This is a genomic window from Brevibacillus schisleri, assembly GCF_055685845.1.
On record NZ_JBVNDM010000001.1, the window covers coordinates 2,445,850 to 2,459,539 of the forward strand.

Sequence of the window (13,690 nt, forward strand, 5' to 3'; positions counted from 1 at the left end):
GGGGATGGAACAGATGAAAAAAACATGGAAAACAATCGCAGGGGTCGTATTTTCGTTGTCACTACTCGTAAGCGGATGTAGCCAAGGCGCATCTACTAACAGTGCGGGAGGTCAAGCGGGTGGGGCTACTGCTGGAAATGCATCATCGATGACAAAAGAGGCAGGCGTATTTGTTTACGCGGCTTCCGGTGAATATCAGCCATTCAGCTACTTCAAGGATGGCCAATTGACCGGATTTGATGTCGAGATCGGCAATGAGATCGCCAAGCGTTTGGGGCTTGAGCCAAAGCCGGTCACGTCGCCTTTTTCCGGTATTATCGCAGGGGTAAAGGAAGGACGCTACGATGCAGCGATTGCCAGCCATGCGATTACAGAAGAGCGGAAGCAGCAGGTTGATTTCGCAGACCCGTACTATTTGTCCGGTGGTCAATTGTTCGTTCGCCCGGATGGGACGATTAGCACGCTAGAAGGATTAAAAGGAAAAGAAGTGGCAGTCGCACTCGGCACTACACACGAAAAGATGGCGAGGGAGTACACGGATAACATCAAAACGTATGACAGCGATGTAACGGCTCTGCGTGCCTTGGAGCAAGGAAAACACGATGTCGTGATTACAGATAGCGTCGTAGGGGAAATTGCCATTGCCCAAGGCTTGAAGCTCAAGAAAAGCGGGTCGCCACTCTCGGAGGTCAAGCATGGAATCGCAGTGCGCAAAGGAAATACGGAATTGCTGAAGAAGATCAACGAAGTGCTCAAGCAAATGATGGAGGATGGTACCTACGTCAAATTGAGCGAAAAGTACTTTAACCGCGACATCAGTAAAGCTGAATAGTGAGTTGGTATTAAAAGTAAATTCCATTACGAGTGAGGGGTGGCATCAAGTGCCCAGTTTTGCCCATCTGACAGAAGAGTTTTTCCGGACATTGCCGTTTTTTTGGAAGCCGTTGCTGCTGACATTTCAGCTGACGATCGCTTCTGTTATCGTAGGCTCGATTATCGGATTGTTTGTCGCCTTGTTAAAGGTATCCAAGCTTCCAGTTGCACGTTTCATAGCCAATGCGTACATCATGATCATTCGCGGTACACCGTTGGTCGTGCAAATTTTCGTCTTGTATTTCGGCTTTTACAAAATCATTGACCTCGGTCAATTTTGGTCGGCAGCGCTCGCTTTGGCGATTCACAGCGGAGCCTATATCGCAGAGATTTTCCGGGGCTCTATTCAATCGATTGATAAAGGACAAATGGAGGCAGGGCTGTCTTTGGGCATGTCTGCTCGTCAGACGATGCGTCGGATCATTTTGCCGCAAGCGTTGAAACGATCGATCCCACCGCTTGGTAACCAGTTTATTTTGTCTTTGAAGGAATCGTCTCTGGCCGCTTTCATTGCAATGGATGAGTTGTTCTCACTGGCCCGTCGCTTGTCTGCGGAAACCTTTGATGAAATGACGTACTTTTTGATTGTGGCGCTCTATTACCTGGTTATTGTCATGGCGTTTACGTATGTGGTCCACATCATGGAGAAGCGTCTGGCAAAAGGAGAGGCGTAAAGCGGAGGGGAAAAACGATGGAAAAGCAAAGAGAAATGATACGCGTGCAAAATTTGAAGAAAAGCTTCGGAAAAGTGGAAGTTCTCAAGGATGTTACCCTGCAAGTCGGAAAGGGCGAGGTCGTCGTCTTGATCGGTGCCAGTGGATCGGGGAAAAGCACATTGATTCGATGCATTAATTTTCTGGAGATCAAGGACGGCGGAGAGATTTATATCGAAGGGAACAGCATCGACCCAAAGAAGGATGACTTGACCAAAGTACGACAAAAGGTAGGCATGGTGTTCCAGCACTTCAATCTGTTCCCGCATAAAACCGTTCTGGAAAACATCATGGAGGCACCGCTGATAGCGAAAAAAGCGAACAAGGAAGAAACGAAGCAGGAAGCGCTTGGGCTGCTGCAAAAGGTAGGTCTTTCTGAAAAAGCGGACGCTTACCCGTCCAGCCTCTCCGGTGGACAAAAGCAACGCGTGGCCATTGCTCGTTCGCTGGCGATGAAACCTGAGATCATGCTCTTCGACGAGCCAACCTCAGCGCTTGACCCAGAGCTGGTAGGGGAAGTGCTGGAGACAATGAAACAGCTCGCACAAGAAGGGATGACGATGATTATTGTGACGCACGAGATGGGGTTTGCCAAGGAAGTGGCCGATTGGGTGGCGTTTATGAATCAAGGCAAGATCATCGAGATGGCTAGACCCCAAGAAATTTTCAACAACCCGAAAGAAGAGCGCACGAGAGAATTTTTGAACCGTGTACTGTAATGGCGTAAAAACGAAAGGGAGCTGGGGCATGAAAGACGTGGTCATTGTCGCAGGTGTGCGGAGTGCTGTGGGTGCATTCGGAAAAAGCCTGCGTGACGTACCAGCAACAGAGCTGGGGCGGCAAGTATTGGAAGGCTTGATGAATAAGGTTGATTTGCCGAAGGAACAAGTCAATGAAGTGATTTTTGGCAATGGGTACGTACATGGGGGAGGACTCAATGCTGCACGTATCAGTTCGCAGCTGGCGGGATTTCCCCGCAATGTCTATGGTCACATCGTGATCAAAGCCTGTGGTTCAGGTTTGAAAGCAATTGGCAACGGTGCGCAAGCGATTGCAGCAGGTCAAGAGGATGTGGTGATTGCGGGCGGAGTGGAGTCCATGAGTAGTGTTCCCTACCTCGTGAAGAATCGCTGGGGCAGCAAATTCGGCAATTTGTCCATGGACGACGCTCTATTGTCCGATGGCTTGATCTGCTCGCTGACCGGTGAGCATATGGGTATGACCGCAGAACGGCTGGCTGTACAATACGGTATTTCCCGTGAGGAGCAGGATCGTTTTGCCTATGAGAGCCATGTAAGAGCAGCGGCAGCAATCGAAGAGGGCACGTTCGCGAATGAGATCGTACCGATTGAAATCAAGGATCGCAAAGGCACACGTGTTTTTGCGCAGGATGAATCGGTGCGCCATGATATCAAGCTAGAAGAACTCGCCAAGCTGAAAAGTGTTTTTCAAAAAGAGGGAACCATCACTGCCGGAAATGCGTGTCCGATGAATGACGGTGCAGCCGCTGTATTGATGATGTCCCGTGAAAAGGCGGAGGAAGCGGGTTTGACTCCACTGGTGAAAATAAAGGCTTTTGCCAGCGCAGGAGTCGAACCTGACGTGATGGGGATCGGGCCAGTTCCTGCTACGCAAAAGGTACTGGAGAAAGCGGGATTGAACCTCGAAGACATTGGGCTCATCGAATTGAATGAGGCATTTGCCGCCCAGGCTTTGTCTGTGATCAAATGCTTGGAGCTGGACACGAGTAAGGTGAATGTCAATGGAGGCGCGATTGCCTTGGGTCACCCTGTGGGAGCAACTGGCGCCAAACTGACAGTGACGTTGATGAACGAAATGATGCGCAGACGCGAGAAGTATGGAATGGTGACACTGTGCATGGCAGGTGGCATGGGAATGTCAGTGATCTATGAAAATTTGACAATGTAAACTTCACATGTGCAAATGAAAAAGCCCCGAACGTTGAAATGTCGGGGCTTTTTGCAATGGAAGCTTGAGCGCTATTAGGGAGCGTTTTGTTCGCGTAAGTATTTTCGCAATGTAGCCGCTACTTCTGTTGGGTTTTCCAGCTGTACAATGACATGCTGATATTTGACATGACCCTCTGCTTCTAGGATCAACAACGAATCCGTCTGGGCAAAAGAAAGGAAGTACCATTCATTTTGATACTTAAAGCTTCCTTCATAAATGTTCAAAGGTCCAAAAGACGTCCCTGGCATGCGCAACATCCATTTTGGCGGAACAAAAGAACCGACCTCGACATGCTTGATCGATTGATAAGGGAGCGTGATCGTATTTTTCAAGGCTAAGAGTGTATGCAAGCCAGTGAGACGCAAGGTAAAATCCGTTTTGCCGAAATGTACACTTCTTCCCATCGTTCCTCACCTCTTTCATCTGCCATCGTTACATTATCTCACAGATAAATAGTGATGACACGGGACAATCAAAAAAGCCGGCGTTTCCCACAAGGGAAAGCAACCGGCTTGGCGTATGCTTTCTTACATTTCTTCTGGAGCAGCCAGACCGAGCAGACGCAGACCTTCCTTCAGCACAGCCACGACTGCAGCTACGAGCTGGAGACGGGATGCTGTCACATCTTCTTCCTCAGCCAGGATGCGTACATTCGCATAGAATTTGTTGAATGTTTGCGCCAGGTCGATCACATACTTGCCGATTTGCGACGGATCGAAGTTATCGGCAGCACGTTCGATTACCTCTGGGAACGCGTTCAAGAGGGTAATCACTGCCCAAGCCTCTTTGCTGTCGAGTGCACCGGAAGCCAGGTTCACAGTTGTTGCTGGCTGGTAGCCACCTCTGCGCAGCAGCGAGCATGCACGCGCGTGAGCGTATTGCACGTATGGTCCTGTTTCCCCTTCGAAGGTCAGCATCTCTTCCCAGGAGAAGTTGACATCATTCAGGCGGAAGTTTTTCAAGTCATGGAAAATAACTGCGCCGACTCCTACTTGACGAGCCACTTCTTCTTTATTGGACAGGGAAGGGTTTTTCTCTTCGATGACTTTTTGGACATCAGAAATGGCTTGTGCCAATACTTCTTCCAAGAGAACAACTTTCCCTTTACGCGTGGACATTTTCTTGCCGTCCTTGAGCATCATGCCGAATGGGATGTGGTGCATATTTGCGGACCACGCATAGCCCATTTTTTCCAACACTTTATAGAGCTGCTGGAAGTGGAGGCGTTGCTCGTTTCCTACGACATAAAGTGCTTTAGCAAAATCGTACGATTCGTGGCGGAAGAGGGCTGCAGCCAAATCACGCGTTGCGTACAGGGTAGCGCCGTCAGATTTTTTGATCAGGCATGGAGGCATGTTGTATTCGTCGAGGTTCACGACCATTGCACCATCGGATTCAGTCAAGAGACCTTTTTCCTCGAGCAAGGTAACAACACGATCCATTTTGTCATTATAGAATGCTTCACCGTGTGTGGAGTCGAAGGCTACGTTCATCAGGTCGTAAATCTTCATGAATTCCTTGAGGGACTCATCACGGAACCATTTCCACAGATGCTGAGCTTCTTCGTCGCCATCCTCGAGCTTTTTGAACCATTCACGCCCTTGATCTTCCAAGGTAGGATCGTTCTCAACTTCTTCGTGGAAACGAACGTAGAGGCTGAGCAGCTCCTTGATCGGTTCTGCTTTTACCTTTGCTTCGTCACCCCAGAGGCGATACGCAACGATCAGTTTACCGAACTGCGTACCCCAGTCACCCAAGTGATTGATGCGAACGGGCTCATAGCCTTGCTTTTCCATGATGTTGGCAATCGCGTTTCCGATTACAGTAGAGCGCAGGTGCCCCATGGAAAACGGCTTCGCAATATTCGGGGAGGAGAGGTCGATTGGTACTTTGCGTCCTTCACCAACATGGCTACTTCCGTATGTGCTGCCTTGGGTAAGGATGGTTCCGATAACTTGCTCGGCCACATTTTCTTGATCCAGGAACAGGTTCACGTATGGACCAACTGCTTGCGATTCGCGCAATGGTGCACCGGAGAGCTGTCCAGCCAGCTCTGCTGCGATCATCGGTGGGGCTTTGCGCAATGCTTTTGCCAATTGGAAGCAAGGGAAGGCCACATCGCCCATTGCAGGGTTTGGTGGTGTTTCCAGCATGCCGTATACGGCTTCTTTGGTCAGTGTGTCTACGCCCATCGAGGAGAGCGCAGCGGCAATCTTTTCAGCGACTTGGTGTTTGTAGCTCATCTAAAATTCCCCTTTCAAATAAAAAAAACCTCTACGTCTCCTGTGAAAAAGAGACGAGAGGTTATACTCCCGCGGTGCCACTCTTGTTGTTTTACCCTTCCATCACATAGGAAGGAAAAAACCGCTTGATCTGCTGTAACGGGCAGTCCCGGCATAGCCCTACACGATCCGTTGCCCATAATGGCTGGCGTAGGATGTTCAGGCGGCATCTCAGAGGGGCGCTTCCTCACATGGTTTGGCATCGGGCTTACACCGTCCCCGACTCGCTTTCGTCCTCACACCAGGAGTACTATCCTCTTCAACGATTCGTTTGTTTCTCTAGAATTATAGCTGTTTTGTCCGTCATGATGCAAGGTGTCTCGATCAAGGTTTTTTTAAAATCTTATCTAATTCCGCGAAATATTGCTTGGTCAGCTCTTCCCTTTCTTCCGGGCTGAGGTTATCTGCGTTCATCATTTGCTCTTTGTACTGTTCCAGCTTTTCGAGCATGGCCAGCTCGGCAGCCGCCGCATCGTCCAGATCGTAATTTTCCGATGGATCGAACGGGATCAATCGATTGTCATTCCCACTGCGAAAATAAGCCGAGCGCCAGTTCTCCGGAAACTGATAAGGCTGTTCGCCAAACATAATCGCTAAAATATCGTCAGATTCAATCGGCAGGAAGTGATCGTAATCGTCTCTTCTGCCTCCCTCGGACAAGTTAATGTGGGACAAAAAATAGTGGAGATAATGTTCCCCAGTTTCGGTATTCTTAACGATGGAATACGTTTCAAATTCGGATTTGGATAGCTCTTTTATGGTCTCCAAACAGGACAGAAATTTGTCTTTTTCTCGTGCTTGCATGTCATCCATGTCATCTCGTTCCTTTCGCTCTACAATAAGCCTCATGATAGCAAAAGCAATGTGCGCTGACAATGAGAGCAACGCAGCAGAGTGCAGCAGTGGAAGAAGGGAAAAGGATTATAGATAAAATAGTTGGATAATCTTGTCACAAAAATAAGCCAGCTGGATCAAATACATATCAACAGGTAACAAGGAGGTGAACAGTACGTGAATGCAAGTGCCAAAAGTAGCGAAGCGGACTGGACGCTGCAATTGACCAACGAGGAGAAGCTGACAAGACTCATGAGCGAGTACGGAGACAACATCGTGCAGCTCGCCTACTTGATCGTCAAGGATCGTGGAATCGCGGAAGACATCACCCAGGAGGTGTTCCTGAAGGCGTATCGGGGTCTGGATCAGTTCCGCCATCAGAGTAGCGTGAAAACATGGCTTTACCGAATCGCGATCAACGAGTCCCGCAAATATTTGCGTTCGTGGTCCTTTCGCCAGATTTTTTCTACCTACCTCTCCAAGGAGGAAGCACCCCCGGAAAAGGTCGACACGGCAAATGTTGAATCGGCCGTCATCGGACAAATGAGCAAGGTACAGGTAGCAGAGCAGGTGATGAAGCTCTCGCCGCTGTACCGAAAAGTCATGGTACTTCATTACTATGAAGATTTGTCGATAAGAGAGATGGCGCAAGTGCTGGATATTTCAGAAGATGCCGTACGAACCCAATTGTCACGGGCCCGAAAACATTTTAAGGCATTGTGTGAAAAGGAGGGATTGGAATGGACGTAGATAAGGAAATGCGTGAAGCGGTGCGGAGCGCAAGTGTGGAATCAGTGGAGGAAGTGAGGTTTACAAAAGAAATGGAATTGCGGATCAGAGATGCGATTGCAAAGAATAAACACAAGAATCGAAACAGAATTTTCGTGGCTGGTTCGCTGGCAGCTTGCTTGGCGGTTACTGTTGTGGGAATGCACCAGCAAGGCTGGTTTCCACAGTTGCCAAATGGCAAAAATGTAACGAATGCGATTGCTACAACTGCTACGAAAACAAACAATAAAGAGGCAAAACCGAACAGTGTAAAGGTGTCGGCGGAAGAGGCCATCTTACCATTGAAAAAAGTGATTCCAGCCTTGAGCAAGATGACAATAAGAGTGGATCGTACAAGCCATGGAATCAGTAATCTAACGTTATTGGAAGGCGATAATGCTCGTGCCAAGGTTGCATATGATATACAGACAGGACAAATTGAGAGTTTTACAATTGATGGTGATCGAGGAGAACAGAAGGGAGAGAAATTGCCATCAGCCAAGACTGCGGAGAAAGCAGCAAGCGCATTTCTTCAAGCTTTTTTGGGGGAGGAAAGTAAGACCTATCAGCTCGTCGAGACTCAGATCTATACCGACGAGTATATGGTAAAAGGCCCATGGATGAGCGTGAATTATCAACGGATCGAAAACGGCCAGCCCGTCCCGTTCGACGTAATGTCGGTTGGAATTGACGAACGTGAGCAAGTCGCGTTTTTCGGGCGATTGAACAAGAGCGAACAAGCCTTTTTCACCAAGCTGACAGATGCCATGCCCGATTTGAGCCCATCCCTTCTTCTTTTGGATAAAGAAAAGAACCACGATGGCATGTCATTCATTTTGGGGAAAACGAACAAAGAGGGGCATCAGGTTTCTCTTGTGATCACTGGCAATGGTCAAACATTGGAATTGTATAGGCTTCTGTTTAAGGATGAAAAGGAAGCAGCGAGCCAGAAAAGAGCAGATGGAGCAAAAGCATTGGAGCAAGAGCGACAGTTCCTGAACAAGCTGCTCGGGGCTGATAGCGAGAACTATCGGTTGTTGGACGCCAACCATCCGGGATTGTACCTGAGATACTATAACGGGATGCCGGTGTTGTCTGATGAAATAAGCATCAATACAACCGACTCTGGCCACCTCGAATATTTCAGTAAGGAGCTCGAATCATTTGAGACGTCGCAGTACCCGGATGTATCGACTGCTGTGTCAGAAGAGGTAGCCATCAAAGAGCTGAGCGAGCATATGAAGCTTCGGTACGTGCAGAATCCGAGAATACAGCCACAATCAAAACAAGGGGATATGTGGCAGCCCATTCTGGAGTACACACCAGCTGTTTCCTTCATGCAAAGAGGACGTGAAGATGGTCAGGAGTGGTATATCGACGCGACCAATGGCAAGATGGTGTATGGAACGGGAGATAACGGGCTTGCTTATGATCAGTTGAATACGAAGGAAGCACATCCGATCGAATCTCCAAAGGAATACGTCAAGGTTCGCTCCAAGGATGAGGCAAAGGCGTTGCTGAAAGCGGAATTCGGCATACAAGTGGATGACTCGACCTATAGAGAGAGTAACCGTGACGGACGCAAGGAATACGTCTGGAATGATAAAAATGACAAGTATATCGGCGTAGAAGTTCTCGCAGAAACAGGCAGTGTCGTCGGGCTGGGAACACCGCGTTCCGATACAGCAGTGACTGTCAAACGCGAGCAAGCGGAAGAGGCTGCACTTGCCTTTCTGCCTAAATACGTTGATCCAGGCATAAAAGAAGTGCAATTGGCGCAAGTCATACAGCCAGGCGAAGCGAATCCTGTGTCATCGGGCGAATGGGAATTCAGATATCTCATGAGCAAGGATGGCATTCCAGTACAGGATCGCGGGCAAAAAGCGGCTTATTCAGTAACAGTCGATCCGTCTTCTGGCAAAGTGACAAAGTTTGAAAACTACAGAGAGACGCACGAGTTGGTGGAGCTTCCAGCATCCGACGAGATCGTCTCGAAAGACAAGGCTGTTGAGGCGTATTTACGCGTCATGCCTTTAAAGCTGGTCTATTTGATGAGAGATGTGGATGGGCAAAAATTAGCTCAACCAAAGCTGGCGTATGTGCCGTGGAGTGACGAAAAGCTGGCGTTCAAATATATTACTATGGATGCCGTGACAGGCAAGATCATCACCAAATAACAAGAAAAAAAGGCTATCCCGAAGCCATTCCTGATGGCTTTTGGGATAGCCTTTTTTACACTTATCTAACAGTCGTCACAGGAGCACCCGATAATAACCAACAGGATAAACAGCACGAGCACGATTGCGAAGCAGTCACCGAAGAATCCGTTACCGCAGAAAGATGTACTCATCTTTGTTTCCCCTCCTTTCCGTTATACTCCAGTCTATACACGAATGCCGATATTGGACTGGGCGGATGCCCAGCTTAGGCAAAAATGGGCGCGTAAGAGGGGAGACTCCGTAAAAAATAGACAATTCACAATTGACGGGGAGACAAAGGGGGTGTTAAGATACTTGCAAACATTCAAGACATTTCGCAAACCAACTAAATGACAAGTGTACGACTCTTATCCAGAGAGGCAGAGGGACTGGCCTGATGAAGCCTCGGCAACCGGTAAAAATCCGGTGCCAATTCCAGCAAAGCTACGTGCTTTGAAAGATAAGAGGATGTCTCAGGCGTTTTCGTATCTGCTGACAAATCCTCTTCTTTCAAAGAAGAGGATTTTTTTATTTGATTTACCCAATTACGGAGAATAAGCCGATGCAAGGGAGAAAAGGGGCACGTCAATGAAACCAACTTTTCGCGAACAGCTTTCCCGGAAAATTCTGATTCTGGACGGTGCAATGGGCACCATGCTTCAACAGGCGAACCTGACTGCTGATGATTTCGGCGGTGAAGCCTATGATGGCTGTAATGAACTCCTGAATCTGACCAGACCAGATGTGATCCGTTCCATTCACGAGAAATATTTAGAAGCGGGCGCAGACATCGTCGAGACAAATACGTTTGGTGCTGCTTCCATTGTTTTGGCTGAGTACGATGTGGCAGAGAAGGACCTTGAGATCAATATAGCTGCAGCGCGCTTGGCCAGAGAAGCGGTGGATGCCTATTCCACGGAGGAGTGGCCGCGTTTTGTAGCAGGTGCAATGGGACCTACGACCAAAACCCTTTCGTTGACAGGCGGTGTCACTTTCGAAGAGCTGGTCGAGGCGTATTATCGCCAGGCAAAAGGTCTGATTCTTGGCGGCTCCGATGTTCTTCTTCTGGAAACTTCGCAAGATACGTTGAACGTCAAGGCTGGCGGAATCGGGATTCGCAAAGCTTTTGAAGAGCTTGGACAGGAGCTTCCGGTGATGCTGTCAGGTACGATTGAGCCGATGGGCACGACGCTGGCGGGTCAAAACATCGAGGCGTTTTACATCTCCTTGGAGCATATAAAGCCTGTCTCTATCGGTCTGAACTGTGCGACAGGACCCGAGTTCATGCGCGATCACCTGCGGACACTATCAGGAATTGCCCAATGTGCGGTCAGCTGTTATCCGAATGCAGGCTTGCCAGACGAGAACGGTCATTACCATGAAACGCCACAGGGACTTGCTTCGAAAATGCGAGCGTTCGCTGAACAGGGCTGGATAAACGTCGCTGGCGGTTGCTGTGGAACAACGCCTGACCATATTCAAGCGATGGCAGAGACATTGAAAGACTGCAAGCCACGCAGTACAGCTGTAGAACCGCTGAGTGCGGTCTCCGGGATCGAGGTCGTTTACGTCGAAGATGACAATCGTCCCTTGCTAGTAGGAGAGAGAACCAATGTCATCGGTTCCAAAAAATTCCGTGAAATGATTGCAGCTGGTCACTATGAAGAAGCATCTGATATTGCCCGGGCCCAAGTAAAACGCGGCGCACACGTCATCGATATATGCTTGGCTGACCCCGACCGTGATGAATATGAAGATATGGAAAAATTCCTACAGTTCATCGTGAAAAAAGTAAAAGCGCCCCTCATGATCGACTCGACAGATGCCAAGGTCATGGAGCTGGGACTTCGCTATTCGCAAGGAAAGGCTATTCTCAACTCGATCAACTTGGAAGACGGGTTGGAGCGATTTGAGGAAGTCGTCCCACTTATTCATAAGTTCGGTGCCTCCGTTGTCGTTGGAACGATTGAGGAAGCGGGTATGGCGATCACTCGCGAAAAGAAGCTGGAGGTCGCGCAACGCTCGTACGACATTCTTGTCAATCAGTACGGAATAAAGCCACAAGATATTATTTTCGATCCACTCGTCTTTCCGGTAGGGACAGGGGATGAACAATACATCGGTTCAGCAAAGGAAACCGTAGAAGGAATTCGTTTGATCAAACAAGCAATGCCTGCTTGCAAGACGATCCTGGGTGTCAGTAACGTTTCCTTCGGCTTGCCTCCTGCGGGTCGGGAAGTGCTGAACGCGGTCTTCTTGTACCACACCACTCTTGCAGGGCTTGATTACGCCATCGTCAATACGGAAAAGCTGGAGCGCTACGCTTCGATTCCAGAAGACGAGAGAAAGCTGGCAGAAGCCCTTCTATTCGAGACAAATGATGAGACATTGGCGGCTTTCACCGAATTTTATCGCCAAAAGAAAAAGGAAGTCAGTGTGGAAGTCTCCTCGTTAACACTCGAAGAACGCTTGGCCCGTTATGTAGTCGAAGGCTCCAAGGATGGACTGACGGAAGACCTGAAGCTAGCTCTGGAAAAATACACACCACTCGAGATCATCAACGGTCCGTTGATGGCTGGGATGGAAGAGGTCGGTCGTCTATTCAACGGCAACCAGCTGATCGTGGCAGAAGTATTGCAGAGCGCGGAAGTCATGAAGGCATCTGTATCATTTTTAGAGCCGTTTATGGAAAAAAGCGATGCCGCTGCCAAGGGGAAAATCTTGTTGGCGACAGTCAAGGGCGATGTACACGACATCGGGAAAAACCTCGTGGAAATTATTTTGTCAAACAACGGCTACAATGTCGTGAACTTGGGGATCAAGGTACCGCCAGAGCAACTAATTGCTGCATGCAGAGAAGAAAAGCCGGATGCCATCGGTCTGTCTGGACTCTTGGTAAAATCCGCGCAGCAAATGGTCATTACAGCCCAAGACCTGCGTGATGCAGGCATTGATATCCCGATGATGGTTGGCGGTGCGGCGTTGACGCGCAAGTTCACATCAAACCGAATCGCACCAGAATACCGTGGAATTGTTTTATACGCAAAAGACGCCATGGATGGTCTGGAGCTCGTGAATCGTCTGCAAAATCCGGAAGAACGTGATCGCTTGGTAGAGGAACAGCAGCATCTGCTGGAAGCTGTCGCAACGGCTCAGCCTGTTGTCGAGGAGAAAAAAGCACCTTTGCCAGCTCGTTCAGCCATTAGCAGAACCGTTCCAATCCATCTGCCGCCCGATTGTGAACGACATGTTCTGCGACAATACCCGCTGAGCCATCTGCAACCGTATTTGAACCTGCGGATGCTCCTCGGAAAACACCTCGGTGTACGCGGAAATGTAGATAGATTGATAGAGGATGGCGACGAGAAGGTACTGGAACTGTATGGCATTGTGGAAGAGCTATTAAATGAAGCGAAGCAAAAAGGAACCATTACGACACACGGTGTGTATCAGTTCTTCCCGGCTCAGTCAGATGGCAACGATATTTTGGTCTATGATCCAAAAGACCACAGCAAGCTGCTGGAGCGCTTTTCGTTCCCACGTCAGCTGGAAGAACCGCATCTCTGCCTGTCCGATTTCTTGCGACCAGTGGAGAGCAAGGAAATGGATTATGTCGGATTCCTGACTGTCACGGCTGGTGGCGGGATTCGAGAAAAATCAACAGAGCTCAAAGAGCGTGGTGACTACTTGCGCTCTCATGTCCTCCAAGCCTTGGCATTGGAGCTGGCAGAGGCATTTGCTGAGAGAATTCACCACGTCATGCGCGACGTGTGGGGCATACCGGATCCGGTTGAGATGACAATGCTAGAACGTTTCGGAGCTAGATATCAAGGCATTCGAGTCTCCTTCGGTTACCCTGCGTGTCCGAACCTGGAAGATCAGGCGCAGTTATTCCGTCTATTGCGTCCAGAGGATATCGGCGTTCAGCTGACAGAGGGCTTCATGATGGAGCCAGAGGCTTCCGTATCGGCGATGGTATTTGCTCACCCAGAAGCGCGTTATTTCAACGCAGGTCCATCTATTTTTGAAGTTTAAAAATAAATGAAAATGG

The 13,690-nt window shown here is 49.0% G+C and carries 11 protein-coding genes and 1 riboswitch; of the genes, 7 read left to right on the top strand and 4 right to left on the bottom strand.

The annotated features are described in order from the left end of the window. The first annotated feature begins 13 nt into the window (after positions 1 to 13). From ACUUHJ_RS12130 to ACUUHJ_RS12145, 4 genes are read left to right on the top strand one after another with little or no spacing between them, the layout of a single operon-like run. On the top strand, positions 14 to 832 hold the full coding sequence (locus ACUUHJ_RS12130; protein WP_472298991.1) for an ABC transporter substrate-binding protein: 819 nt from the start codon (positions 14 to 16) through the stop codon (positions 830 to 832). A 49-nt stretch (positions 833 to 881) separates the two neighbouring features. Next, complete coding sequence (locus tag ACUUHJ_RS12135) at positions 882 to 1,547, top strand: amino acid ABC transporter permease (protein ID WP_016739797.1); 666 nt, start codon at positions 882 to 884, stop codon at positions 1,545 to 1,547. 17 nt (positions 1,548 to 1,564) lie between these two features. Then, positions 1,565 to 2,305 carry an amino acid ABC transporter ATP-binding protein gene (locus tag ACUUHJ_RS12140; RefSeq protein WP_289677476.1) on the top strand — a complete coding sequence of 247 codons (741 nt, stop codon included), beginning with the start codon at positions 1,565 to 1,567 and terminating at the stop codon, positions 2,303 to 2,305. A 28-nt stretch (positions 2,306 to 2,333) separates the two neighbouring features. Then, entirely contained in the window at positions 2,334 to 3,515 is a 1,182-nt protein-coding gene (locus ACUUHJ_RS12145; protein WP_472298992.1) for a thiolase family protein, read from the top strand. Positions 3,516 to 3,589: 74 nt separating this feature from the next. Here ACUUHJ_RS12145 and ACUUHJ_RS12150 read toward each other — a convergent pair whose 3' ends face one another. The 3 genes from ACUUHJ_RS12150 to ACUUHJ_RS12160 all read right to left on the bottom strand — a co-directional run bounded on the left by ACUUHJ_RS12150 (position 3,590) and on the right by ACUUHJ_RS12160 (position 6,652). Continuing rightward, positions 3,590 to 3,961, bottom strand: coding sequence for a hypothetical protein (locus ACUUHJ_RS12150; protein ID WP_289677479.1), 372 nt, complete (start codon positions 3,959 to 3,961; stop codon positions 3,590 to 3,592). Between the two features lie 123 nt (positions 3,962 to 4,084). Further along, complete coding sequence (argS, locus tag ACUUHJ_RS12155) at positions 4,085 to 5,800, bottom strand: arginine--tRNA ligase (RefSeq protein ID WP_472298993.1); 1,716 nt, start codon at positions 5,798 to 5,800, stop codon at positions 4,085 to 4,087. A 363-nt stretch (positions 5,801 to 6,163) separates the two neighbouring features. After that, the gene (locus ACUUHJ_RS12160) at positions 6,164 to 6,652 is read right to left on the bottom strand and encodes a hypothetical protein (protein WP_289677481.1); all 489 of its coding nucleotides are present in this window, start codon (positions 6,650 to 6,652) and stop codon (positions 6,164 to 6,166) included. Between the two features lie 198 nt (positions 6,653 to 6,850). Between ACUUHJ_RS12160 and ACUUHJ_RS12165 the strand changes: the two genes are divergently transcribed. Further along, positions 6,851 to 7,423, top strand: coding sequence for a sigma-70 family RNA polymerase sigma factor (locus ACUUHJ_RS12165; protein WP_472298994.1), 573 nt, complete (start codon positions 6,851 to 6,853; stop codon positions 7,421 to 7,423). Further along, the gene (locus ACUUHJ_RS12170; RefSeq protein ID WP_472298995.1) at positions 7,414 to 9,618 is read left to right on the top strand and encodes a YcdB/YcdC domain-containing protein; all 2,205 of its coding nucleotides are present in this window, start codon (positions 7,414 to 7,416) and stop codon (positions 9,616 to 9,618) included. The genes ACUUHJ_RS12165 and ACUUHJ_RS12170 overlap by 10 nt, the downstream gene beginning before the upstream one ends. 65 nt (positions 9,619 to 9,683) lie before the next feature. Here ACUUHJ_RS12170 and ACUUHJ_RS12175 read toward each other — a convergent pair whose 3' ends face one another. Beyond that, on the bottom strand, positions 9,684 to 9,791 hold the full coding sequence (locus tag ACUUHJ_RS12175) for a YjcZ family sporulation protein (RefSeq protein WP_007724452.1): 108 nt from the start codon (positions 9,789 to 9,791) through the stop codon (positions 9,684 to 9,686). A 213-nt stretch (positions 9,792 to 10,004) separates the two neighbouring features. After that, positions 10,005 to 10,106: riboswitch (SAM riboswitch) on the top strand. Positions 10,107 to 10,227: 121 nt separating this feature from the next. On the opposite strand from ACUUHJ_RS12175, the gene metH reads away from it, so the two are divergent. Further along, a complete protein-coding gene (gene metH, locus ACUUHJ_RS12180; protein WP_472298996.1) occupies positions 10,228 to 13,674 on the top strand; it encodes a methionine synthase in 3,447 nt (1,148 codons plus the stop codon). Positions 13,675 to 13,690: the final 16 nt, after the last annotated feature.